At 71.3% G+C, this 21,703-nt stretch carries 21 protein-coding genes and 1 rRNA gene; 6 read left to right on the top strand and 16 right to left on the bottom strand.

Annotation, left to right across the window (positions count from 1 at the left end):
• Nucleotides 1-91 precede the first annotated feature (91 nt).
• From BX266_RS19575 to BX266_RS19555, 5 genes are all read right to left on the bottom strand, one after another.
• Nucleotides 92-1,438 carry an ATP-binding protein gene (locus BX266_RS19575; RefSeq protein WP_099901587.1) on the bottom strand — a complete coding sequence of 449 codons (1,347 nt, stop codon included), beginning with the start codon at nucleotides 1,436-1,438 and terminating at the stop codon, nucleotides 92-94.
• A 26-nt stretch (nucleotides 1,439-1,464) separates the two neighbouring features.
• Nucleotides 1,465-3,051 carry an SCO6880 family protein gene (locus BX266_RS19570; protein ID WP_099901585.1) on the bottom strand — a complete coding sequence of 529 codons (1,587 nt, stop codon included), beginning with the start codon at nucleotides 3,049-3,051 and terminating at the stop codon, nucleotides 1,465-1,467.
• Between the two features lie 7 nt (nucleotides 3,052-3,058).
• Nucleotides 3,059-4,249 (bottom strand): hypothetical protein, encoded by a 1,191-nt coding sequence (locus BX266_RS19565; protein ID WP_099908066.1) that lies wholly within the window; start codon nucleotides 4,247-4,249, stop codon nucleotides 3,059-3,061.
• Between the two features lie 64 nt (nucleotides 4,250-4,313).
• Nucleotides 4,314-5,126 (bottom strand): hypothetical protein, encoded by an 813-nt coding sequence (locus BX266_RS19560; protein ID WP_099901583.1) that lies wholly within the window; start codon nucleotides 5,124-5,126, stop codon nucleotides 4,314-4,316.
• A gap of 127 nt (nucleotides 5,127-5,253) precedes the next feature.
• Nucleotides 5,254-5,601 carry a hypothetical protein gene (locus BX266_RS19555; protein ID WP_259464761.1) on the bottom strand — a complete coding sequence of 116 codons (348 nt, stop codon included), beginning with the start codon at nucleotides 5,599-5,601 and terminating at the stop codon, nucleotides 5,254-5,256.
• A 249-nt stretch (nucleotides 5,602-5,850) separates the two neighbouring features.
• Between BX266_RS19555 and BX266_RS19550 the strand changes: the two genes are divergently transcribed.
• Together BX266_RS19550 and BX266_RS19545 are read left to right on the top strand one after the other, a co-directional pair.
• Nucleotides 5,851-6,906 (top strand): bifunctional lytic transglycosylase/C40 family peptidase, encoded by a 1,056-nt coding sequence (locus BX266_RS19550; protein ID WP_099901581.1) that lies wholly within the window; start codon nucleotides 5,851-5,853, stop codon nucleotides 6,904-6,906.
• A gap of 181 nt (nucleotides 6,907-7,087) precedes the next feature.
• The gene (locus BX266_RS19545; RefSeq protein WP_099901580.1) at nucleotides 7,088-7,828 is read left to right on the top strand and encodes a phosphatase PAP2 family protein; all 741 of its coding nucleotides are present in this window, start codon (nucleotides 7,088-7,090) and stop codon (nucleotides 7,826-7,828) included.
• A 17-nt stretch (nucleotides 7,829-7,845) separates the two neighbouring features.
• Here BX266_RS19545 and BX266_RS19540 read toward each other — a convergent pair whose 3' ends face one another.
• The gene (locus tag BX266_RS19540) at nucleotides 7,846-8,037 is read right to left on the bottom strand and encodes a hypothetical protein (RefSeq protein ID WP_099901578.1); all 192 of its coding nucleotides are present in this window, start codon (nucleotides 8,035-8,037) and stop codon (nucleotides 7,846-7,848) included.
• A 159-nt stretch (nucleotides 8,038-8,196) separates the two neighbouring features.
• On the opposite strand from BX266_RS19540, the gene BX266_RS19535 reads away from it, so the two are divergent.
• A complete protein-coding gene (locus BX266_RS19535; RefSeq protein ID WP_099901576.1) occupies nucleotides 8,197-9,027 on the top strand; it encodes a hypothetical protein in 831 nt (276 codons plus the stop codon).
• 131 nt (nucleotides 9,028-9,158) lie between these two features.
• On the top strand, nucleotides 9,159-9,350 hold the full coding sequence (locus BX266_RS19530; RefSeq protein ID WP_099908061.1) for a hypothetical protein: 192 nt from the start codon (nucleotides 9,159-9,161) through the stop codon (nucleotides 9,348-9,350).
• 39 nt (nucleotides 9,351-9,389) lie between these two features.
• Here BX266_RS19530 and BX266_RS19525 read toward each other — a convergent pair whose 3' ends face one another.
• On the bottom strand, nucleotides 9,390-9,746 hold the full coding sequence (locus BX266_RS19525) for a metal-sensitive transcriptional regulator (protein ID WP_099901574.1): 357 nt from the start codon (nucleotides 9,744-9,746) through the stop codon (nucleotides 9,390-9,392).
• A gap of 223 nt (nucleotides 9,747-9,969) precedes the next feature.
• Here BX266_RS19525 and BX266_RS19520 point away from each other — a divergent pair, with 223 nt between their 5' ends.
• A complete protein-coding gene (locus tag BX266_RS19520; RefSeq protein WP_014137429.1) occupies nucleotides 9,970-10,590 on the top strand; it encodes a DUF47 domain-containing protein in 621 nt (206 codons plus the stop codon).
• A gap of 5 nt (nucleotides 10,591-10,595) precedes the next feature.
• A complete protein-coding gene (locus BX266_RS19515) occupies nucleotides 10,596-11,591 on the top strand; it encodes an inorganic phosphate transporter (protein WP_099901572.1) in 996 nt (331 codons plus the stop codon).
• Nucleotides 11,592-11,734: 143 nt separating this feature from the next.
• Here the strand turns inward: BX266_RS19515 and pstB are convergent, their stop codons facing one another.
• The 9 genes from pstB to rrf form a co-directional block, all read right to left on the bottom strand.
• Nucleotides 11,735-12,511: a phosphate ABC transporter ATP-binding protein PstB gene (pstB, locus tag BX266_RS19510; RefSeq protein WP_099901570.1), complete on the bottom strand. Its 777-nt coding sequence runs from the start codon at nucleotides 12,509-12,511 to the stop codon at nucleotides 11,735-11,737.
• A 41-nt stretch (nucleotides 12,512-12,552) separates the two neighbouring features.
• Nucleotides 12,553-13,629 (bottom strand): phosphate ABC transporter permease PstA, encoded by a 1,077-nt coding sequence (pstA, locus tag BX266_RS19505; RefSeq protein ID WP_099901568.1) that lies wholly within the window; start codon nucleotides 13,627-13,629, stop codon nucleotides 12,553-12,555.
• Nucleotides 13,630-13,702: 73 nt separating this feature from the next.
• Entirely contained in the window at nucleotides 13,703-14,683 is a 981-nt protein-coding gene (gene pstC, locus BX266_RS19500; protein ID WP_099901566.1) for a phosphate ABC transporter permease subunit PstC, read from the bottom strand.
• A 163-nt stretch (nucleotides 14,684-14,846) separates the two neighbouring features.
• Nucleotides 14,847-15,980 (bottom strand): phosphate ABC transporter substrate-binding protein PstS, encoded by a 1,134-nt coding sequence (gene pstS, locus BX266_RS19495; protein WP_099901564.1) that lies wholly within the window; start codon nucleotides 15,978-15,980, stop codon nucleotides 14,847-14,849.
• 253 nt (nucleotides 15,981-16,233) lie between these two features.
• Nucleotides 16,234-16,725, bottom strand: a complete 492-nt coding sequence (locus BX266_RS19490; protein WP_099908059.1) for an NUDIX hydrolase — start codon at nucleotides 16,723-16,725, stop codon at nucleotides 16,234-16,236.
• Nucleotides 16,726-16,771: 46 nt separating this feature from the next.
• Entirely contained in the window at nucleotides 16,772-17,845 is a 1,074-nt protein-coding gene (locus BX266_RS19485) for a CHAD domain-containing protein (protein ID WP_099901563.1), read from the bottom strand.
• Between the two features lie 91 nt (nucleotides 17,846-17,936).
• Nucleotides 17,937-20,288, bottom strand: a complete 2,352-nt coding sequence (locus BX266_RS19480; RefSeq protein ID WP_099901561.1) for an RNA degradosome polyphosphate kinase — start codon at nucleotides 20,286-20,288, stop codon at nucleotides 17,937-17,939.
• A 295-nt stretch (nucleotides 20,289-20,583) separates the two neighbouring features.
• Nucleotides 20,584-21,504, bottom strand: a complete 921-nt coding sequence (gene mshD, locus BX266_RS19475; RefSeq protein WP_099901560.1) for a mycothiol synthase — start codon at nucleotides 21,502-21,504, stop codon at nucleotides 20,584-20,586.
• 80 nt (nucleotides 21,505-21,584) lie between these two features.
• Nucleotides 21,585-21,701 (bottom strand): 5S ribosomal RNA (rrf, locus tag BX266_RS19470).
• Between the last annotated feature and the right edge of the window lie 2 nt (nucleotides 21,702-21,703).

Genomic DNA, 21,703 nt, shown 5'->3' with positions numbered 1-21,703 from the left:
GGTCAACGCGCGTAGCTGTCAGGAACTCGCGGGTAACGAGCTGGTATCCGCCAGCTGACGACTGCTCCGCCGGCCGCCCCCCGGCGGGCCGTCAGATCCGTGGCTGCGCCGCCAACTGCTGGTCGGCGCGGTCCCGTTCGGCCACCGCGTCCTCGGTCATCGCGCGGTCGGTGTACACCAGCGGGCGCTCGGTGTCGGTGATGATGTGCTTGACCACCTGGACGTTGCCGTTGACGTCCCAGACCGCGATGCCGGGCGACAGGGTCGGGATGATCTCCACCGCCCAGCGCGGCAGGCCCAGCACCCGGCCGGTGTGCCGCGCCTCGTCGGCCTTCTGCATGTAGATGGTGCGGGTGGAGGACATCTTCAGGATCGCCGACGCCTCCTTCGCCGCAGCGCCGTCCACCACGTCCGACAGGTGGTGCACCACCGCCACGAAGGACAGGCCGAGCCGCCGCCCGAACTTCAGCAGCCGCTGGAACAGCTGCGCCACGAACGGGCTGTTGATGATGTGCCAGGCCTCCTCGACCAGGAAGATCCGCTTCACCCGGTCCGGCCGCAGCCAGGTGTGCTCCAGCCACACCCCGACGATCGCCATCAGGATCGGCATCGCGATCGAGTTCCGGTCGATGTGCGACAGGTCGAAGACGATCAGCGGCGCGTCCAGGTCGATGCCGGCCGTGGTCGGCCCGTCGAACATGCCGCGCAGGTCGCCGTCGACCAGCCGGTCCAGCACCAGCGCCACGTCCAGGCCCCAGGACTGCACCTCACCGACCTCCACGCCCAGCGACTCCACCGCCGACAGGTCGGGGCTGCGCAGCGTGTCGATGATGTCGTTCAGCACCGGCTGACGGTCCTTCACCGTGGTGTGCACGTACGCGTGCGCGGCCTTCAGCGCGAAGCCGGCCCGCTCCTCCAGCGGGCGGCCCATCGCCACCTCGATGATGGTGCGCAGCAGCGACAGCTGCCCGGTGGTGGTGATCGCCGGGTCCAGCGGGTTGAGCTTCACCCCGCCGTCCCGGGCCGCCATCGGGTCCAGCCGGATGGACTTTATCCCCAGCGCGTCCGCGATCAGGTTCCACTCGCCGACGCCGTCCTCGCCCTGCGCGTCCAGCACCACCACCTGGCGGTCGCGGAACCTCAACTGCCGCAGCACGTACGTCTTCTCCAGCGCCGACTTGCCGTTGCCGGACTCCCCCAGCACCAGCCAGTGCGGGGCCGGCAGCTGCTGGCCGTACAGCTGGAACGGGTCGTAGACGTAGCCCTTGCCGCTGTACACCTCGCGGCCGATGATCACCCCGGAGTCGCCCAGGCCGGGCGCCGCCGTCGGCAGGTACACCGCCTGCGCCTGCCCGCTGGAGGTGCGCACCGGCAGCCGGGTGGTCTCCACCCGGCCGAACAGGGTGCTGGTGAAGGATTCGGTGAGCTTGCCGAGCATCGACGGGCCTCCGGGAGTCAGCGGCGTCAGCGGCGGATGCCGGTGGCGAACGGCAGGGTGTTGGCGAACGCCCGGTGGTGCTCGCGGTCGCACCACTCCAGCTTCAGGTAGCTCTTGCCAGCCGAGGCCCGGATGGTCCGCTTGTCCCGGGCCAGCGCCTCCGGGCTGCGCGAGGACACCGTCAGGTAGCCCACCAGGTTCACCCCGGCCGCGCCGGACGCCAGGTCGTCGCCGCGCTGGTCCACCCGGCCGGTGTGCGCCAGGTCGCGCGGGTCCACCGTGCGGTTCATCTTCGCCGCCCGGCTGGCCTCCGCCTCGTCGTTGGTCTTCTCGGTCAGCATCCGCTCGATCGCCACGTCGGTCGGCTCCAGGTCCATGGTGACCGCGACCGTCCGGATCACGTCCGGGGTGTGCACCAGCAGCGGCGCCAGGAAGTTCACCCCGACCGGGGTCAGCGGCCACTCCTTGATCCACGCGGTGGCGTGGCACCAGGGCTCCCGGGTCGCCGCCTCCCGGGTCTTCGCCTGCAGGAACTGCGGATGCGTGGCGTCCAGTTCGGCCGGCCAGGCATTGCGCCGGCTCATCGCCTGGATGTGGTCGATCGGGTGGTCCGGGTCGTACATCGAGTGGATCAGCGACGCCAGCCGGGCCTGCCCCAGCGGCTGCCGCACCCGGATGTCCGCCTCCGCCAACCGGGCGCAGATGTCCGTCAGTTCACGCGCCATCACGGTCGCCAGACCGTCGTCGCTGCGGTCCCGCTTCCCCTCGCTGCGCCCGTACGCCGTCCGCCCCATCGCGTGCGCCTCGGAGGCCAGGTCCCGGGTGTAGTGCATGCACGCCACCAGGTACGCCCGGTGCTGCTCCGAGGAGGTCGACACCATCGACTGCAACTGGTCGTAGCTGTCCTGCAGCCAGCGCGGCGCCGCGTGGTCGCCCCGCCGCTCCACGTCCTTGGCGTGCGCGTCCGGGTCGGCCGGCAGCGTCCGGGCCAGGATCTGCAGCCGCGTCACGAAGCCGTCGCCGTTGGCCACGTGCTTCAGCAGCGTGCCGAACCGGTCGACCAGCGCCTCCTGGTCCTCCGAGTCCCGCAGGCCCACGCCCGGGCCCTCGATCTCGATCGCCGCCGTCACCGTCCGCCGCTCCAGGTGCATCAGCACCGCGACCTCGTCCGGCCCGAACGGCGCCGCCAGCCAGCGCAGCCGCCCCACCCCCGGCGGCGGGCCGACCTCCACCTCGCGCCCGTCCAGCCGCGTCCCCGCCTCGTGCACGTCCGGCTTCCACAGCGCCCGGCCGCTGCGCACCGTGCGCCGGTACGTCCGGTTGATCTCCACCCACTTGTAGAACGTCCGGCGCCGGTACGGCACGTACACCGCCATGATCGCCAGCAGCGGGAAGCCCACCAGCCCGGCGATCCGCAGCGGCAGCAGGCTCGGCACCAGACCCCACACCATGCCGAGGCCCGCGCCCGCGATGATCAGCACGATCTCGCCGGTCTCCCGGTTGCGCCCGATCGGCGCGTTCGGCCGCGCCTTGCCGATCAGGTAGCTGCGGCGCTGATGGGCGTAAGGCTGGGCGTACTGGGCGCCGTACTGGCCGAGCTGGTCGCTGCTCATCTACCCGTCACCCTCCCTTCGGGTTGTTGACCGGAGCCTGGACGGAGGACTGCGGAGGCGGACCGGGGTTCGCCGGACGGGCCGCGTGCGCCGCGATGCCCGACCCCACCCCGCCGCCGCCCGCGCCCGGCGAGGCGTTCGCCGCCTGCGGGCCGCCGCGCGAACCGTGCGTCGAGATGCCCTGCTTCACGAAGTTCGCCGGCCCGTTGATCATCGCGCTGCCCGCCTGCACCGCACTGGCCCGGGCCCCCCGCATCGCCATCAACTCGTCGCCGAAGCCCGGCACGAAGCGGTACACCGCGGCACTCGCGAAGATCGACAGGAACAGGATCGCCAGCCCGCTCAGCACCCGCGCGAAGTCGTCGTCCGCCCCCGCGCCGGTCGCCACCGCGCCCGCCAGCCCCAGGATGATCACGATGATCGGCTTGGCCAGGTCGATCGCCAGCATCATCGCCGCCCACCGGCGCACGTGCTTCCACAGCTGCTTGTCCACCAGCCCCGCGTACACCGCCGTCCCCAGCAGCGCGCCCACGTACAGCATCGCCGCGCGGATCACCAGCTCGATCCACAGCACCGCCGCGGCCAGCACCGCCACCAGCGACACCATGATCAGGATCAGCGGGCCGCCGCCGATGCTCCCCTTCTCCAGGGTGTCCGCGAACCCGCCCAGGTACGTCCCGGTGTCCGACTTCGTCCCCACCGCGATCGCGTCCGTCAGCCCGTCGGTGACCGTCACCACCGTGTACAGGATCAGCGGCGTGAACGCCGAAGCGATCACCGTCAACCACAGGAACCCGACCGCCTCGCCGAACGCCTGGCCCAACGGCGCCCCGCGCACCGCCCGCTTCGTCACCGCCAGCAGCCACAGCACCAGCGTCACCACCGTCGACACCGCGAACACCACCGCGTACTGCTGCAGGAACGCCGCATTCGTGAAGTCGACCTTGGTCGTCCCGTCGATCGCCCCCGAGAGCTGCCGCACCACCCAGGCCGCCGCCTGCGCACACCCCTTCGCCAACGACCCCAACGGATCCGTCACCGAAGAAACCGAATCCCCCCCAGGAATCACCGTCGCCCCGGGCGGAGCGCACAGCTTGTCGGCGCCAGGTACCGGAACGTCCACCTTGCAGGTCGAGCTGGGGCTCGGGGTCGGACTCGGCTCGGCTGCGACGATCCGGGCGGCCGCGAGCATGGCCATCTGCAGCACGGCGGTGGCCCCCGCCAGGACTGCGACACGGCGGATGCGGCCACCGCCCGCTCCGTCACCGCGCATAGCGGAAACCTCCGAACTGCTGGACGGCACCCGTGATCTCCTCCGAGGTCGCGGCCTGTTGATCTGCGGGCAACGGAGCCGGGCCTGCCTTCCGGCCGTAGTCGATGAGCTTCCAGTCGCTTCCGGTCCAGCGCAGCGTGACGCTGAGCGTGTACCAGTTCTCGGTGACCGGGACGGTCGAGGTCAGGCCGGTCAGACCGAGCAGCGAGTTGCACCACACGTCGACCTTGGTCCCGGTGTCCGAATAGTTCGTCAGGTCCGCGCCCACCGGCACGGTGCGGCTGATGAAGGTGAGGTTCTTGGGTGCCTTGCCCTGGGCATCGAGCCCGTACCGGGCGTTGGTCTCCGGCGAGAACGCTTCGTCCAGTCGGGTCTGCAGGGCGGGCAGCACGGTCGGATCGGCCAGCGTCGCCAGCACGGTCCGCCGGCCGTCCGTGCGGAACATCTCGGTGGAGCCCAGGGCGACCGCGTAGTTGGCGGCTGCCGACTGCGCCCCCTGCTCGGTGTGGGGGTAGCCGGTGGCGATGCCGTTCGCGGTGCCGGTGGCGGGTTGCTGTCCGCTGGCGGCGGTCCGGTCGGGGGTGGCGGCGGTGGCGCGGTCGCCGGAGGTGGCGCCGGTGCTGCGGCCGGGGTCGGGCTTGCTCCGGTTGGCGATCGAGACGGCGACGACCAGCAGGGTGACGACGGCGAGGACGGTCAGGAGGGTGCGCAGCGGCCGGGCCTGACGGCCGGTCACGGGGGCGGTCTGTTCGGCGACCGGTAGCCGCGTACGGGTGTGCGGCTGGTCGTCGGACAACGGCACGGGGCCCTCCTGGTGCGGCGCCACCGCGCGGGGCGCGCGGTGGCGTGACGGGTGGTTCTCGGTGTCGGGGTGGGTGGGCAGGCTCAGGAGCGCGGATCGGGCCGGTGGAGCGGGAGTTGTCCGATCGTCAGATGGCCATGCCGTACACAATGGTGAACAGGGTGCCGAGCGATCCGATGATGAACACGCCGGTCAGGCCGGCGATGATCAGTCCCTTGCCCTGTTCGGCGCTGAAGGTGTCGCGCATCGCGGTGGCGCCGATCCGCTGCTTGGCGGCGCCCCAGATCGCGAGCGCGAGGCAGGCCAGGATGGCGACGGCCATCACGACCTGGACCATCACCCGGGCCGAGGAGCCGAGGGAGGCGAAGGGGCCCCAGTCGGGGGCGATGCCGCCGATGATGGTGTCGATGTCGGCCTTCTTCGGCGGGTCCTCCGCCAAGTGCCGGATCACTGTGCTGTCCACGTTCAGGTTCATCCCATCTCACCGCCCGCTCAGGAAATTCAAGGCCCCGGACCACGGTCGAGCGAAGGGGCAGGTCCTATTCTTGGCCGGATCTGACGTCGACTTGGCTGCTTCTCGCGGATTGCTCGCCGCCGTCCCGACACCTCCGCCAGGATGTCCGGTGGTTCGAGGATACTGCCCGTCCTTGGTATCTGTGATGATTGCACCGGGCAATGACGCAACAGGACATGGCAGCTGACGCTCCGTCGGGGATGGTGCTGGATGGTGCTCCGGAAGGCTCGGCTGGCCGGTGCCGCGACGGCGGTGGTGGCCATCGGCTTCGTCGGCGTGGTGACGCTCGGGACGTATGCGGCGAGTGGGGTTCCCGAACGCTCCTCGGGCGATCTCGCGCTGTCCGCCGGAACGGTGCCCGCGGCGTTCCGGCCGCAGATCCAGAACTGGGGCCGGCTCTGCCCGGAGATCTCCGCACCGCTGCTGGCGGCGCAGCTCTACCAGGAGAGCGGGTTCGACCCGCAGGCGAAGAGCCAGGTCGGGGCGGAGGGCCTCGCACAGTTCATGCCGGGAACCTGGGTGCAGGAGGGCGTGGACGGCGACGGCGACGGGAAGCGGGATCCGTGGAACCCGCTCGACGCGATCGCCTCGGCCGCGAGCTACGACTGCCGCATCGCCAAGTGGATCGCGAACGTCCCCGGGGACCGGCAGGCGAACATGCTGGCCGCCTACAACGCCGGCACGGACCCGGTGCTCAAGTACCAGGGGGTGCCTCCGTACAAGGAGACCCAGGGCTACGTGCGCAGCATCCAGGCGCTCGCCAAGTCCTTCACCGCGCCCGTCTCGGCCGGTGTGCAGCTGGCGCTGTCCCGGGAGGCCACCGGGGCGATCTGGTTCGCGCAGAGCAAGCTCGGCACCGACTACCTGTGGGGCGGCACCGGGAAGACGTGGGAGAGCGGCCGGTTCGACTGCTCGGGCCTCACCCAGGCCGCGTACCTGAGCGTCGGCATCGAGCTGCCCCGGGTGGCCAACGACCAGTGGTATGCCGGGCCGCACCCGTCGCGGGACCAACTCCGGCCGGGTGACCTGGTGTTCTTCGCCAACGACCTGGACGATCCGCGGACCATCCACCACGTCGGCATCTACGTCGGCGGCGGCTACATGATCGACGCCCCGCACACCGGGGCCAAGGTCCGCTACGACACCATCGACCAGAAGGACTACATCGGCGCGACCCGGGTCACCTCGGACGGGGCCGCCGCGCTGCCCAACCGCAACCTGGACAACGGGACCATCACGAAGCCCGAGGCCCCGAAGGTCGGCTGACGATCCGTTCATTGGTCATGTGCATGAGTGGTGGACAGTCAGTCAATTTTGCATAACACCGCGTTTCACCGGAAACCACGACGCCCTTGATCGCGTTGACTCAGGATGCTGCCCGGGTCCTCCGCACCCGGAAGAGCACCCGGCCGGGAACCACTGCGGAGCGCGGACAGGGAGGTGCGGCGTGCCCACGCTGCTCGCCGACGCGGCAGCCGGTTCGGGCGACCCCGACCTCGAGCTGCTGAAGGCCGTCAACGGGCTGGCCGCCGACGCGCCCGGCTGGCTGGACTCGCTGGTGGCCTGGACCGCCGAGTACGGCATCCTGCTGGGCCTGGCAGCGATCGGGCTGGTCGCCTGGCTGGGCGCCCGCCGCCGCCCGGACGCCCCGGTGGCGGTGGCCGGGGTGCTGTGGGCGCCGCTGGCCGTCGCCGTCTCCGAGCTCGCCAACCTGCCGATCTCGGCGATCGTCGACCGTCCCCGCCCATTCGTCGACCACCCCGAACTGGACGTGCTGGTCCCCGGCAAGGAGGACACCCTCTCCTTCGTCAGCGACCACTCCGCGATGTCCATGGGCATCGCCGTCGCGCTGTTCCTGGTGAACCGCAGGCTCGGCGTGGCGGCCGGCGCGCTCGCCCTGCTGCAGGGCTTCTGCCGGCTGTTCGTCGGCGTGCACTACCCGACCGACGTGCTCGGCGGCTACGCGCTGGCCACCGCCGTGGTGCTGCTGCTCGCGCCGATCGCGATGGCGGTCCTGGTGCCGCTCTGCCACGCTCTGTCCCGCACCGCGCTGCGGCCGCTGGTGGTCGCCGCCCCGCCGGCCGGCTCCGGCCGCCGGCGGCAGGGGCGCGCGCCGGAGGCGCCGACCCGCCGTCAAACGCGGGCGGACCGGCGCGGGGCCGACCGGGACTCCGATCTGGCGGCCTGAGCCGGTACGGCTCCCGGTCAGCCGGGGTCGGCCAGGTGTTCCGCGGCGTCCCGCCGGGCCTTGTCGCGGGAGCGCCGCCCGGGCGCGAACCATCCACAGCTGCACTGCGCGAAGGTGAACGAGCCGCGCTCGACCACCTCGGTGCGGTGCTCCTCGGGGTGGTCGGCCCGCGGCGCGGTGCCGGTCGCCTCCGGCCGCTGCTCTGCCACGTGTTTCACCGTAACCCGCGCGTGCGGCGCGGCGAAACGCGTGTCCGGTGAACGGTCGCGTAACCTTCCGCGCCCCAACTCGTTTGCCTGGCAAGCGCTCTGCCCATCCGGGGCGGCTGCTTGCCGGGTCATCCGGGGCCCGAGGGGGTTGTCGAAGAAGTGAAGAAGCTCAACCTTGCCGCTGCCGCGGCCCTGCTCGTCACCGTGCTGTCCGCCTGCACCGGCGGCGGGGAGACCCGGGGCAGCTCGGCGGACGAGCTGTCCGCCGACCCGCTGACCGCGGTCCGCTCGGCCGCCGACATCACCGGCCGCACCGGCTCGGCGCACGCGGTGACCGAGCTGACCACCGAGTCCGCCGAGAAGAAGGCGGTGTTCAACGGCGCCGGCGGCTACGACTACGTGAAGCGGCTGGGCCGGCTGGAGATCGACGTCCCGCCCGGCGCCGCCACCACCGGGAAGATCACCGAGGTGGTGCTGCCCGGCACGGTCTACCTGCAGAACAGCGGCGCGAAGATCCCCGAGGGCAAGTGGGTGAAGCTGGACGTCCGCCAGCTCCCGGACGGCAACCTGGTCAGCTCCGGCGCCACCGACCCGGCCACCGCCGCGGGCGCGCTGCGCGGCGCGCAGACCGCCGAGCTGGTCGGCTCCGAGACGGTGGACGGCGTGGAGCTCAAGCACTTCAAGGGCGTCCTGGACCTCGCCAAGGCGGCGGACGCGACCGGCGGACGCGGGGCGGACGGCCTGCGGATGGCGGGCCAGACCTTCACGGTGAAGGAGGTCCCGTACGAGGTGTGGCTGGACGGCCAGGGCCGGCTGCACAAGGTGGTGGAGAACTTCACCTTCGCCGGGGTGGCCGGGTCCACGGCCGCGAAGGACCAGGTCAAGGTGGTCTCGACGCTGGCGCTGACCGAGTTCGGCAAGCCGGTGGACGCCGCCGAGCCCGCCGCCGCCGACATCTACTCGATGAAGGCGTCCCCCTCGCCGAAGTGACCTCCCCACCCGTTTCGGACGGCAGAGATGGCCCGTCCGTGCCATGTGGCCCGGCCGCCCGCTCCCTACGCTGGTAGCGGGCGGGACAGGCGCGGCGGTGCACGGACGGGGCGCGGAAAGGGGTGGAGGCCATGGCATCCGGGGAGAGCGGCGCCGCCGGCCACGACAGAGCCGCGCTGGACGAGATCGACCTGACCGGCGAGCTAATGATCGCCGCCTCGGCCAGCCGCGCGGAGCGGCTGGCCGCCGAGCAGATCGACGAGGTCCTGCTCGCCCGCCGGGAGGGGGACGGCGAGCCCGGCACCGAGCAGCCGGCGCACTGACCGCCCGTCAGCCTGCTGCGGCGTCAGCGGCGGGCCGGGTCAGGTCCGCAGCAGTCGGGCGATGGCCGCGCTGGCCTCGGCGACCTTGGCGTTCAGCTCCTCGCCGCCGTCCTCGGCGGCGGCCGCGGCGGCCACGCAGTGCCGCAGGTGCTCCTCCAGCAGAGAGAGCGCGAAGGACTGCAGGGCCTTGGTGGAGGCGGACACCTGGGTGAGGATGTCGATGCAGTAGACGTCCTCGTCGACCATCCGCTGCAGGCCGCGGACCTGACCCTCGATCCGGCGCAGCCGCTTGAGGTGCGCCTCCTTCTCGCCGCTGTAGCCGTGCGGCCCGGTGGCCGACGGCGCCCCGTGGCAGGCCGGTGCGCTGTCGGTGCTCGGGGTGTCGATCGTGGTCATCCGGTCCGCCCTCCAGGTCTCGGTACTCGGCACATCTTCCAACACGTGGCGCCGGATCGCTGTTCCGCCGTCCGGGCGTCAGGTCAGAGATCCCCGTGCAGGGCGGGAGCAAACCGGCGTGTCCTGGGACACACTTAGGGCGCGCGTCGGCAACCCCGTGTCCATCCACTGTGGGCGTGCGCCTAGCATCGTCAAGTACCGACCCCGCACATCGGAGATATCCGTGCGTTTTAGCCTGACCCCGAAGGAGACGAGCTTCTACGACATGTTCGCCGCGGCTGCGGAGAACCTGGTCGTCGGATCGAAGCTCCTCCTGGAACTACTGGGCTCGGACGTGTCCGCCCGCGCGGAGATCGTCGAGCGCATGCGCGCCGCCGAGCACGCCGGGGACGACACCACCCATGCGATCTTCCACCAGCTGAACTCCTCGTTCATCACCCCGTTCGACCGCGAGGACATCTACAACCTGGCGTCCTCGCTGGACGACATCATGGACTTCATGGAGGAGGCCGTCGACCTGGTAGTGCTGTACGACATCGAGACCCTCCCCAAGGGCATCGAGCAGCAGATCGAGGTGCTGGCCCGGGCCGCCGAGCTGACCGCGGAGGCGATGCCCAACCTGCGGTCGATGTCCAACCTCACCGAGTACTGGATCGAGGTCAACCGGCTGGAGAACCAGGCGGACCAGATCCACCGCAAGCTGCTGGCCCACCTGTTCTCCGGCCAGTACGAGGCGATCGAGGTGCTGAAGCTCAAGCAGGTCGTCGACGTGCTGGAAGAGGCCGCCGACGCGTTCGAGCACGTGGCCAACACGGTGGAGACCATCGCGGTCAAGGAGTCCTGACCTCCGTGGACATGGCAGCACTGATCGCCGTCATCGGCGTCGCGTTCTTCTTCACGTATACGAACGGTTTCCACGACTCCGCGAACGCCATCGCCACCTCGGTCTCCACCCGGGCGCTGACCCCGCGGGCCGCGCTGGCGATGGCCGCGGTGATGAACCTGGCCGGCGCCTTCCTCGGCAGCGGGGTCGCGAAGACCGTCTCCAAGGGCATCATCGAGACGCCGAGCGGCAGCCAGGGAATGGCGATCCTGTTCGCCGGCCTGGTCGGCGCGATCACCTGGAACCTGGTGACCTGGTACTTCGGCCTGCCGTCCTCCTCCTCGCACGCCCTGTTCGGCGGCCTGGTGGGAGCGGCGCTGGCGGGCGGCACAGAGGTGATCTGGAGCGGCGTCGTCGACAAGATCATCATCCCGATGTTCGTCTCGCCGGTGGTCGGTCTGATCGGCGGCTTCCTGGTGATGCTGGCGATCCTGTGGATCTTCCGGAAGACCAACCCGCACCGGGCCAAGCGCAACTTCCGGGTGGCGCAGACCGCCTCGGCGGCGGCGATGGCGCTGGCGCACGGCCTGCAGGACGCCCAGAAGACCATGGGCATCGTGGTGATGGCGCTGACCATCTCGGGTCACCAGAGCGGCAACGACATCCCGATCTGGGTGAAGCTCTCCTGCGCCACCATGCTGTCGCTTGGCACCTACGCGGGCGGCTGGCGGATCATGCGCACCCTCGGCCGGAAGATCATCGAGCTTGACCCGCCGCAGGGCTTCGCGGCCGAGGCCACCGCCTCGACGGTCATGTACATCACCTCGTTCGTCTACGCGGCGCCGATCTCCACCACCCACGTGATCACCTCGGCGATCATGGGCGTGGGCGCCACCAAGCGGATCCGCGCGGTGCGCTGGGGCGTGGCGAAGAACATCGTGCTGGGCTGGTTCATCACCATGCCGGCCGCGGCCCTGGTGGCCGCCGCGATGTACGGCATCGTCAATCTGATCTTCCTCTGACCGTACGTCAGGCCCGTCCGCGGGACGGGTAGGTCAGAAGGCGGAAGGGCCCGCCCCCACAGCACGGGGGCGGGCCCTTCCTTCAGCTCCGCGGCGGCACCGCCATGCAGCACCGCGAAGCAGCTCTTCCCGGCAGGGGCCGATCAGCCGAAGCGGCCGGAGATGTAGTCCTCGGTGGCCTGGACCTGCGGGTTGGAGAAGATCCGCTGGGTGTCGTCCAGCTCGACCAGCTTGCCCGGCTGGCCCACGCCCGCGAGGTTGAAGAACGCGGTGCGGTCGGAGACGCGCGCCGCCTGCTGCATGTTGTGGGTCACGATCACGATGGTGAACTGCGCCTTCAGCTCACCGATCAGGTCCTCGATGGCGAGGGTGGAGATCGGGTCGAGGGCCGAGCAGGGCTCGTCCATCAGCAGCACCTCGGGCTCGACCGCGATCGCGCGGGCGATGCACAGGCGCTGCTGCTGGCCGCCGGACAGGCCCGCACCGGGCTTGTTCAGGCGGTCCTTGACCTCGTTCCACAGGTTGGCGCCCTGCAGGGACTTCTCCACCACGCCGTCCAGGACGGACTTCTTCTTCACGCCGGCCAGCTTCAGGCCCGCCACCACGTTGTCGTAGATCGACATGGTGGGGAACGGGTTGGGCCGCTGGAACACCATGCCGACCGAGCGGCGGACGGCGACCGGGTCGACGTTCGAGCCGTACAGGTTCTCGTCGTCGAGCATCACCTTGCCCTCGACCCGGGCGCCGGGGATCACCTCGTGCATCCGGTTCAGGGTGCGCAGGAAGGTGGACTTTCCGCAGCCCGAAGGGCCGATGAAGGCGGTCACCGAGCGGGGCTCGATGGTCATCGAGATGTCCTCGATGGCGCGGGTGGAGCCGTAGTAGGCGGACAGTCCGCTGACGTCGATGCGCTTGGCCATGATCTTTCGTCTCTTCTCGTCTGTTCGTACGTCAGTCGGTGTCAGTGCCCGCCCTTGGGCGAACGCCAGCGTGCGATGCCCCGGGCGATCAGGTTGAGCCCCATCACGAAGGCGATCAGCACCAGTGCGGCGCCCCAGGCGCGCTCGTAGCCGAAGTCGTTGTTGACCTGCGAGTACTGCTGCCAGATGTAGAGCGGCAGCGACTGCTGCGGTCCGTTGAACGGGTCGCTGTTGATGAAGTCGGCGCCGAACACCAGCATCATCACGGGCGCGGTCTCACCGGTGATGCGGGCGACCGCCAGCATCACGCCGGTGGTGATTCCGCCGATGGCCGTGGGGAGGACGATCCGCAGGATGGTCTTCCAGCGCGGCACGCCGAGCGCGTACGAGGCTTCCCGCAGCTCGTTCGGGACGAGCTTCAGCATTTCCTCGGTCGAGCGGACCACGACCGGCATCATCAGGATCGCCAGCGCGAGGCTGCCCGAGAAACCGGAGTACTCGAAGCCGAGCAGGATGTTCCAGAGCGAGAGGATGAAGAGACCCGCGACGACCGACGGGATGCCCGTCATGACGTCGACGAAGAAGGTGACCGCCTTGGCGAGCCGGCCGCGGCCGTACTCCACCAGGTAGACGGCGGTGAGCAGGCCGATCGGCGCGGCGATCAGGGTGGCCAGCAGGACCTGCTCGATGGTGCCGATGATGGCGTGGTAGATGCCGCCGTCCGCGGTGGTGCTGGCGACGACGCCCTTCATCGAGTGGCTCAGGAAGTCGCCGTCGATCGCGCCGATGCCCTGCTGCACGGTGTAGAAGGTCAGGGCGACCAGCGGCACCACGGCGCAGATGAAGGCGACCCAGACCAGCGAGGTCGCGAAGCGGTCCTTGGCCTGCCGGCGGCCCTCGACCGAGGCGGAGACCGTGTAGCTGACGACCAGGAAGACCAGGGCCGAGATCAGGCCCCACTGCAGGTGGCTCTTCAGCCCGGCGGCGGCGCCGATGCCGCAGCCGAGCGCGATCGAGGCGGCGGCGATGCCGACCGGCGCCCAGCGGGGCAGCCGGGCCGCGGTCAGCCGGTGGCTGAGGCCCGAAGGCGTCGCGTCGGTGACGGTGATGGCGCTCATGCGCCCACCTCGCCAACGCTCGGCGAGCGCTTCGCGCACGCGCACCTCTGGACGATGAACTCGCTCCGCTCGTTCATGCGGCAGCCCCCGAGTACTCCTTGCGGCGGGCGATGATCATGCGCGCCGCACCGTTGACCAGCAGGGTGATCACGAACAGGACGAGGCCGGACGCCATCAGGGCGTCACGGCCCAGCGGCTGGGCCTCGTTGAACTTCAGCGCGATGTTCTGCGCGAAGGTGCCGCCGCCCGGGTCGAGCAGGTGCAGCGACAGCTTGCTGTTGGTGGACAGCACGGTGGCGACCGCGATGGTCTCGCCGAGCGCGCGGCCCAGGCCCAGCATCGACGCGGAGATGATGCCCGGGCGGCCGAACGGCAGCACCGCGGTGCGGATCATCTCCCAGCGGGTCGCGCCGAGCGCGAGCGCCGCTTCCTCGTGCATCCGCGGGACCTGCCGGAACACCTCGCGGGTGACCGCGGTGATGATCGGCAGCACCATGATCGCCAGCAGGATGCCGACGGTGAACAGGTTGCGCGGCGGGACGCCCGAGCTGGTCTGGCCGAAGAGGTACGTCCAGCCGAGGTACTCGTTCAGCCAGCTGGTCAGGCCGTCCATGTGCGGGACCAGGAACAGCACGCCCCACAGGCCGTAGACGATGGACGGGACGGCGGCCAGCAGGTCCACCAGGTAGGCGAACGGCTGGGCGATCCGGCGCGGCGCGTAGTGCGAGATGAACAGCGCGATGCCGACCGAGATCGGAACGGCGATCAGCATCGCGATGCACGCGCTGACCAGGGTGCCGAAGGTGAGGACGGCGATGCCGAAGACCGACGGGGTGCCGTCCGGGGCCCACTCGAAGGTGGTGAAGAAGTTGCCCTGGTTCTTGCTCAGGGCGAGCGCGGAGCGGTAGGCCAGGAAGCCTGCGATGGCGGCCATGATGACCAGCAGCAGGATGCCCGAACCGCGGGAGAGGTTGAAGAACACGCTGTCGCCGCGGCGGCTGTCGCGGCGGCGTCGAGTCCCTCCCCGCACGTCGGCGGGGGGTGCAGAAGTCATGATCGTTTACTCCGGTCTGGCGGCGCTGCCCCGCGGAGGGCGGCACCTTGGCGGCGGTGCCCCGGACGTTCTTGTGGTGGGTGGTGCGGTTTCGACGAATGGGCCCGGCCGGGCAGCCCCTCCCCCCTCCTACGGGGGCCGCCCGGCCGGTCGTCGCTCAGCCTCAGGCGAGGGCGTCGATCTGGGTCTTCACCTTGCCGGCGAGCTCCTTCGGCAGCGGCACGTAGCCGGTGGCGCCGATCGCCTGCTGGCCGGCGTCGCTGACGGTGTAGGTCAGGAAGGACTTCAGGACCGGCAGGGCGTCCGCCTTGTTGCCCTTGTCGCAGACGATCTCGTAGGTGACCAGGGTGAGCGGGTAGGCGCCCTCCTCCTTGGTCGCGTAGTCGATGTTCAGCGCCAGGTCCGAACCGGTGCCGACGACCTTGGCGGAGGCCAGGGTGGTGGCGGCGTTGGCGGCGGTGGCCTCGACCGGCTTGGAGGCGCCGGTGTTGATGGCGGCGCTGTTCAGCTTGTTGGTCTGGGCGTAGGACAGCTCGACGTACGAGATCGAGTTCTTGACCTGCTTGACCTGGGCCGCGACACCGGCGGAGCCGTTCGCGGACTGGCCGCCCTGGGCCGCCCAGGTCTTCGAGGCCGGGTACTTCCAGGCGCCGGCGCCGGCCTTGGCCAGGTAGCCGGTCAGGTTGGCGGTGGTGCCCGAGTCGTCCGAGCGGTGGATGGCCTGGATGTCGGCGGCCGGCAGGTTGACGCCCGGGTTCAGGGCGGCGATCGCCGGGTCGTTCCACTTGGTGATCTGCGCGTCGAAGATCTTCGCCAGGGTCGGGCCGTCGAGGATCAGCTTGTCCACGCCGTCGACGTTGAAGACGATCGAGATCAGGCCGCCGACCATCGGCAGGTCGATGCCCTGGCCGCCGGTGCAGACGGTCTTCGAGGCGTCGATCTCGGCCGGCTTCAGGGCGGAGTCGGAGCCCGCGAAGGCGATCTTGCCCTGGTTGAACTGGGTCACACCGGCACCGGAGCCGCCGCCCGAGTAGGTGATGGTGGCGCTCGAGCAGGCGGCGCTGTAAGCGGCCTTCCAGACGTCGATCGCCGGGCCCTGCGCGGTCGAACCGGCGCCGAGCAGCTGGCCGCCCTTGTCGGCACACGCGATGGAGGCCGCCGGGGCCGCGCCGGAGGAGGTGCCGCCAGCGGTGGTCTTGGTGTTGTCGTCCGTGCCGCAGGCAGACAGCGACAGCGTGGAGACGAGCGCGACGGCACCGATGGCGAGGGCCTTGGAGCGGCCGTTCCGCAGGTTCACAGGGTGTCCCTTTCTGAGGCAATGCCGGTCTCCGAACGACCGGATTTGCTGTGGTCCGGGGCCCGTTTCGGCCCTCCGGTAATCCAGAAGTTAGGCAGCACAGGTGACGCATCAGCCGGTCACAAATGAACGGGGAGTGAACCTCGGACGGATGTCAGGAAACTGCGGCCGGTAGTAACGGTTGCGTCACGGCACGGGCGCGGGCAGATCACCCGGGCGCCCCGCACGAACCACCCGGACGGCGGTACCGCGCTCAGCCCAGCAGCAGCTTCAGCAGCGCGTCGATCAGCACCCGGTCGCGGGGGTGGGTCAGCCGCTCCTTGGCCCGCCGCGGCGGCAGCCACTCCAGCCGGTCGACCTCGCGGTTCGGCCGGAACGCCCCGCCGGTCGGCACCGCCGACCAGTACCGGACCTCCTTCGGCCGGCCCTGCGCCAGGTAGTGCTGGGCCGGCAGCTCCGGGCCCAGCACGCAGCGCATCCCGGTCTCCTCCAGCACCTCGCGCAGCGCGGCCGCCCGCCAGCCCTCGCCCGGGTCGAGCTTCCCCTTGGGCAGGCTCCAGTCGTCGTACTTCGGCCGGTGCACCAGCGCCACCCGCGGCTTTTTCCGGCCACCGTTCTTGCGCAGCGGTCCCGGCACCCACAGCACCGCCCCGGCGGCCAGCACCGTCGACCGGAACCCGGCCGCCGGGCCACCGGTGGGCGGCGCCGGACGGACCCGGCGGGACGGGGTCGAACGATCGGGCATCAGCGGTACGCGGTCCATCCGGGCGAGGGAACGGGGGAACGGGGGCTCAGTCCGCCACCACGGCGGCCGACCCGACCAGCCCGGGCGCCACCGCCGGCCACTGGCGCCCGAAAGCGTACCGGGCCGCCTCCACGTCGAGGCGCTGGTCGGCGTGCACCACGCCCAACACGTACGCCGTCGCCGGGGTGATCCGCGGGGTGCGGGCCGCCGTCGCCACCGTCGCCGCCGCGTCCGAGGCCTCCTGGTGGCGGCCCAGCACCCGGTCCAGCTCCAGCAGTTCGCCGCCCGGCGCGCCGCACACCTCCAGCGCGTACCTGGCCCGCTTCACCAGGATCCGGGCCCGCAGCCACGGCGCGTCGTCCGCGGCCAGCGCCGCGTCCGCGTCCGCCGCCGACCCCCGCGCCGCCGGCACCGTGCCCGGCTCGCCGACCGGACCGCCCAGCCGGTGCAGGCCCGCCCCGGCGTACGCCTCGGCCGACCGCTGCCAGGGCAGCCGCTCGGCGGTCGCCACCAGCGCGCCGAGCGCCGTGCCGGTCTGCGGCAGCAGCGCCTCGGCCGGCTCCGCCGCGGCCGGCGCCACCAGCGGCACGTCCCCGGCCAGCAGCGTCATCCGGTCGGCCAGCGCGTGCAGCCGGGCCGACCGCAGCTCCTGCAGCAGCGCGGTGTGCGCCCTGGTCCGGGCCAGCGTCAACTGCCGCTCCAGCAGCGCCCGGGCCTTCGGCGCGCCGGCGTGCCCGGCCAGCATCCCCGCCCCGTCCGGGGCGGTGTCGGCCAGCGAGTCCAGCGCGCCCAGCAGCCGGGTCGAGCGGCGCCGGTAGCCCGGCTCCTGGGCCAGCAGGTTCAGCAGCCAGCGCAGCTCGGTCCTGGACTCCTGCGCCCAGGCCGGGTCGAACGCGGCGGCGAAGGTGTGCAGTGCGCCGCCGACCCGGCGCACCGCGCGCAGCAGGTCGTCCGCGGCCTGAGCCGACGCCGGCAGCGCCCCCGGTCTGGACCCCGCCTCGCCGACCGCCTGCGGCAGGGCGCGCAGGAACGCGCCCGCCTGGGCGGTCAGGTAGCCGGCAAGGACCTCCCCGGCGGTCGCGGCGCGCGCCACCGGGGCCGTCGTCGGCGCATCGGTCATGGCTGTGGCTCTCCCCGATTTCCTCCCTGGGCCTGCCCCAGGGGTGCAGTCCGCCCGCGCCGGGCATCCACCGGCGCGGGCGGGGTGCCGCTCAGCGCGCGGCGGCGGAGCCGCGGTTGCGGCGGCGCGAGTCGATCAGCAGGTCCTGGACGTGCCGCAGCGGGCGGCCCTCGGCGTCCTGCGAGTGGCGGGTCCAGGTGCCGTCCGCCCCGAGGTGCCAGGAGTCCGTCTCCTCCGAGACGCCCAGCTCCAGCAGCCCGTTCAGCTCGGCCCGGTGCGCCGGGTCGGTGACCCGCACCAGCGCCTCGATCCGGCGGTCCAGGTTGCGGTGCATCATGTCGGCGCTGCCGATCCACACCTCCGGGTCCCCGCCGTTGCCGAACACGAACACCCGCGAGTGCTCCAGGAACCGCCCGAGTATCGAGCGGACCCGGATGTTCTCGCTCAGCCCGGCCACGCCCGGCCGGATCGCGCAGATGCCGCGCACCCACACGTCCACCGGCACGCCGGCCTGCGAGGCCCGGTACAGCGCGTCGATGACCACCTCGTCGACGATCGAGTTGACCTTGATCCTGACGAAGGCGGGCCGCCCCGCCCGGTGGTGCGCGATCTCCCCGTTGATCCGCGCGACCAGCCCGTCCCGCAGCCCGCGCGGCGCGGTCAGCAGCCGCCGGTACGACTCCCGCCGGGAGTACCCCGACAGACGGTTGAACAGGTCGGACAGGTCCGCTCCGACCTGCTGATCGGCCGTCAGCAGCCCCAGGTCCTCGTACAGCCGGGCCGTCTTCGGGTGGTAGTTGCCGGTGCCGACGTGCGAGTACCGGCGGAGCGTGTCGCCCTCCTGACGGACCACCAGCGACAGCTTGCAGTGCGTCTTCAGCCCGACCAGGCCGTACACCACGTGGCAGCCGGACTCCTCCAGCTTCCGCGCCCACTTGATGTTCGCCTGCTCGTCGAAGCGTGCCTTGATCTCCACCAGCACCAGCACCTGCTTGCCGGACTCGGCGGCGTCGATCAGCGCGTCCACGATCGGCGAGTCACCGGAGGTCCGGTACAGCGTCTGCTTGATCGCCAGCACGTGCGGGTCCGCGGCGGCCTGCTCCAGGAAGGCCTGCACCGAGGTGGAGAACGAGTCGTACGGGTGGTGCAGCAGCACGTCCCGCTCGCGCATCGCCGCGAAGATGTCCGGCAGCGTCGCCGACTCGACGTCGGTCAGCCCGCGAGCGGTGCCCGCGACGAACTTCGGGTACTTCAGCTCCGGCCGGTCCAGCTCGGCGATCCCGAACAGACCGGTCAGGTCCAGCGGCCCCGGCAGCGGGAAGACCTCCGCCTCGGTGATGTTCAGCTCCCGCACCAGCAGGTCCAGGATGTACGGGTCGATGGACTCCTCGACCTCCAGGCGCACCGGCGGCCCGAAGCGGCGCCGCATCAGCTCCTTCTCCAGCGCCTTCAGGATGTTCTCGGTGTCGTCCTCCTCCACCTCCAGGTCCTCGTTGCGGGTGACCCGGAACGCGTGGTGGGCGAGCACCTCCATCCCCGGGAACAGCTCCTCCAGGTGCGCGCCGATCACGTCCTCCAGCGGCACGTACCGCTGCGGCGAGGCCTCCAGGAAGCGCGTCAGCAGCTGCGGCACCTTCACCCGGGCGAAGTGCTTGTGCCCCGACACCGGGTTGCGCACCACGACCGCCAGGTTCAGCGACAGCCCCGATATGTACGGGAACGGGTGCGCCGGGTCGACCGCCAGCGGCGTCAGCACCGGGAAGATCTGCTGCCGGAACAGCGTGTGCAGCCGGGCCTGCTCGGTCTCCGCCAGCTCCGCCCAGCGCACCAGCTCGATGCCCTCGGACGCCAGGTCCGGCAGCACCTCCTGCTGGAAGGTCGCCGCATGGCGGGCCATCAGCTCCCGCGACCGGCGCCAGATCTGGTCCAGCACCTCGCGCGGCTGCAGCCCCGACGCACTGCGCTGGGCCACCCCGGTGGCGATCCGGCGCTTCAGCCCGGCCACCCGCACCATGAAGAACTCGTCCAGGTTGGACGCGAAGATCGCAAGGAACTTCGCCCGCTCCAGCAGCGGGATGTTCGGGTCCTCCGCCAGCTCCAGCACCCGCTCGTTGAACGCCAGCCAACTGCGCTCACGATCCAGGAACCGGCCCTGCGGCAACTCGCCCTCCTCCGCGCCCCGCCCGTCGGCGGAGACCCCCGGGAACGCCGCCGACACCGCGGCCGGCAGCGCCGTGGACGCCACCCGCACCGGCTCGGCCACCGCGGGCTCCGGCTCGGCCGGCTTCGCCTTGGCGCGCGAGGCCCGCGGCTTCGACTCACGGGCCGAATCCTTGGCCGCAGCCCGGGGCTCGCTCTTCACACCCGACCGCACGGCCGGCTTCTGCTCGGTGTTGCGCTCGGCCGAAGCGGCCGAGTCGGAGACGGGGCGGGGGATGCTCATCGGTTCCAGCTCCTCCTGCAGGACGCGGTCCCGGCGGGCCGGGGGACATGCCTCCGCAAGCGACTCGTCCTCGTCGACCCACGTCCACCCGCCCGGCGAAGCCGGAACCCGCCCGGCCGGGCGGTGGGTGGAGCGGTGACGCGGACGGGGCAATACGGCCGACATTCTGTGATCTTCGCGGCGTCAATTGAATCCACGGTAAACACCGCATGGCCAGGAGGAAAGCTGAGTCCGTCACCCCTGTGGCTGCTACCGGACGCTCCCTTCCGCCCGCAACCCGCCGCGTCCCGCCGGCTCAGCGCCCCGCCGTCGGCACCCACCGGTACATCAGGTCCACCTCGTGGACGGCGAAACCCAGCCGCTCGTACACCCGGACGGCCGCGCCGTTGTCCGCGTCCACGTACAGCATCACCGTCGGCAGCCCGCGCTCCAGGATCAGGTACCGCAGACCCGCCGCCGTCAACGCCTTCCCCAGACCATTACCCTGCTCCGCCGGGTCCACCCCCACCACGTACACCTCGCCCAGCCCGTCCGGCTGCACCTTGGTCCAGTGGAACCCGACCAGCCGCCCGTCCCGCTCCGCCAGGAAGAACCCCTTCGGGTCGAACCACGGCTCCGCGATCCGATCCGCCAGGTCCCGCCCCGTCCACGACCCCTGCTCCGGGTGGTGCGAGAACGCCAGCGCGTTCAACGCCAGCCACGCCTCCTCGTCCCGTCCCGGCTCGAAGGTCCGCAGCTCCACGCCCGCCGGCAGCGCCACCGCGTCCGGCGCCGCCGCCGTGCGCCGCATCTGCCGCAGTTCCCGCACCAGCGCCGCCCCGTGCACCTGCGCCAGGTGCCGGGCCGCCGGCAGCCCCCCGTGCGCCCAGAAGTCCAGCGTCCCGTCCGCCCCGTCCAGCACCGCCCGCACCAGCGCACCGCCGAGCCCGCGCCCGCGCGCGTCCGGAGCCACCGTCAGCTCGACCGTCGCCGGCCGCACCCCCTCGACCTGTGCGTACCCCACGACCTCCTGGCCGACCGACTGCACCAGGTGCCGCACACCCTCCCGCGGACTGTCCGCCTTCACCCGCAGCCGCCCCGCCTCCGACACCGCCTCCCGCCCGTCCACCCGGGCCGCCCCCGCGAGCAACTCCCGGACCGCGCCGGCCCGCTCCTCCGTCAGCACCTCGACGCTCTCGACCCGGCCCGCACCTGACGTGTTCTCAGAAGTCCGCATACCCGCGAGCGTACGTCCTCCGGCCGCAGAAATGCAGAAAGGGCCCCAGCCGTGAGGCTGGAGCCCTTTCATGAAAGATTGTTCGGCGGCGTCCTACTCTCCCACAGGGTCCCCCCTGCAGTACCATCGGCGCTATGAGGCTTAGCTTCCGGGTTCGGAATGTAACCGGGCGTTTCCCTCACGCTATGACCACCGAAAC

This window comes from Streptomyces sp. TLI_171 (assembly GCF_003610255.1).
Lineage (GTDB): Bacteria > Actinomycetota > Actinomycetes > Streptomycetales > Streptomycetaceae > Kitasatospora.
This window is presented reverse-complemented; position numbering and strand designations above follow the sequence as displayed.

What these genes read in the sequence shown, in the direction of transcription:
- pstB (WP_099901570.1), bottom strand. Translation starts at nt 12,511, where the DNA reads ATGGCCAAGCGCATCGACGTCAGCGGACTGTCCGCCTACTACGGCTCC.
- BX266_RS19570 (WP_099901585.1), bottom strand. Translation starts at nt 3,051, where the DNA reads ATGAGCAGCGACCAGCTCGGCCAGTACGGCGCCCAGTACGCCCAGCCT.
- pstA (WP_099901568.1), bottom strand. Translation starts at nt 13,629, where the DNA reads ATGAGCGCCATCACCGTCACCGACGCGACGCCTTCGGGCCTCAGCCAC.
- BX266_RS19485 (WP_099901563.1), bottom strand. Translation starts at nt 17,845, where the DNA reads ATGACCGATGCGCCGACGACGGCCCCGGTGGCGCGCGCCGCGACCGCC.
- BX266_RS19490 (WP_099908059.1), bottom strand. Translation starts at nt 16,725, where the DNA reads ATGCCCGATCGTTCGACCCCGTCCCGCCGGGTCCGTCCGGCGCCGCCC.
- BX266_RS19555 (WP_259464761.1), bottom strand. Translation starts at nt 5,601, where the DNA reads ATGAACCTGAACGTGGACAGCACAGTGATCCGGCACTTGGCGGAGGAC.
- BX266_RS19565 (WP_099908066.1), bottom strand. Translation starts at nt 4,249, where the DNA reads ATGGCCATGCTCGCGGCCGCCCGGATCGTCGCAGCCGAGCCGAGTCCG.
- pstC (WP_099901566.1), bottom strand. Translation starts at nt 14,683, where the DNA reads ATGACTTCTGCACCCCCCGCCGACGTGCGGGGAGGGACTCGACGCCGC.
- BX266_RS19530 (WP_099908061.1), top strand. Translation starts at nt 9,159, where the DNA reads ATGGCATCCGGGGAGAGCGGCGCCGCCGGCCACGACAGAGCCGCGCTG.
- mshD (WP_099901560.1), bottom strand. Translation starts at nt 21,504, where the DNA reads ATGCGGACTTCTGAGAACACGTCAGGTGCGGGCCGGGTCGAGAGCGTC.
- BX266_RS19525 (WP_099901574.1), bottom strand. Translation starts at nt 9,746, where the DNA reads ATGACCACGATCGACACCCCGAGCACCGACAGCGCACCGGCCTGCCAC.
- BX266_RS19550 (WP_099901581.1), top strand. Translation starts at nt 5,851, where the DNA reads ATGGTGCTCCGGAAGGCTCGGCTGGCCGGTGCCGCGACGGCGGTGGTG.
- BX266_RS19480 (WP_099901561.1), bottom strand. Translation starts at nt 20,288, where the DNA reads ATGAGCATCCCCCGCCCCGTCTCCGACTCGGCCGCTTCGGCCGAGCGC.
- BX266_RS19575 (WP_099901587.1), bottom strand. Translation starts at nt 1,438, where the DNA reads ATGCTCGGCAAGCTCACCGAATCCTTCACCAGCACCCTGTTCGGCCGG.